The sequence below is a fragment of the Micromonospora rubida genome (assembly GCF_009908295.1).
Lineage (GTDB): Bacteria > Actinomycetota > Actinomycetes > Mycobacteriales > Micromonosporaceae > Micromonospora > Micromonospora rubida.
In genome coordinates this window covers 1-814 of the sequence record NZ_JAAALO010000035.1, presented here as the reverse complement: position 1 = coordinate 814, position 814 = coordinate 1, and the positions used below count along the sequence as shown (strand labels likewise).

Annotated in this window: 1 pseudogene; it reads left to right on the top strand. The window is 66.3% G+C overall.

From position 1 onward, the window contains the following. Nucleotides 1-391 precede the first annotated feature (391 nt). Nucleotides 392-814: pseudogene (locus tag GVV04_RS31960) on the top strand (hypothetical protein); the annotation flags it as partial.

The following is an 814-nucleotide window of genomic DNA, read 5'->3' as shown; positions in this document are numbered from 1 at the left end:
AAGCCCTACGACATCGCCGGCGGCATCGTCAACAACGACGGCAAAGTCCGCCTCGACGACGAATCCATCGTCATCGACAACGACCCCACCAACTGCACCGGCCACATCCCCAACTGCTTCGCCTGACCGAGGCTGCACCACATAGCGGAGACAGGGCCCCTCCCAACCGCCGACCGGCGGCGGGAGGGGCCCCTCGCGCCCCGACAGCTACGTCCGGGTTAGGGCCGGCCTGAGCGCGCCGTACCCCTAATGTGCGATTCCTTCGGATACAACCTCGCTACGAAGAACATTCTCATACGGTGTTCTTAAGTAGCTACAACCGATTTGTAGCCAAGGCGCCTCGCGATGGCGAAGCACCTTGTCTGGTACGAGGAGAGAGCAGAGAGCTCCGATGTCCAACTACCTTCCGAAGAGCACCGATACGGCGCGGGAAACCGGGGCGGCGCCGCACCACCGCAAGCTGTGGCTCGTCACCGGCGTCGCCGGCCTGACCGGCGTCGTCAGCCTCGTCACCGTGGGTGCCGCCACCGGCGCGGGGGCGGCGGGAATGAACCGGCTGGACAGCCTCAAGTGGTCCACCGCCGAGCAGGTCGTCAAGGATGACGGGCCCGGCAGGGACGATCGCGACGAGCACCGCGACAAGGACCGTGACAAGGACCGCGACAAGGACCGGGGCGGTCGGGGTGAGCGTGACGAGGAGGGCCGGGTTCGTGAGGTGCCCTGCGACGACGACGCGCTGGTCGAAGCGGTCGTACGGGCCAACAACGAACTGGGCGGCACCCTGAAGCTCGCCCGGGACTGCAAGTACGAACTC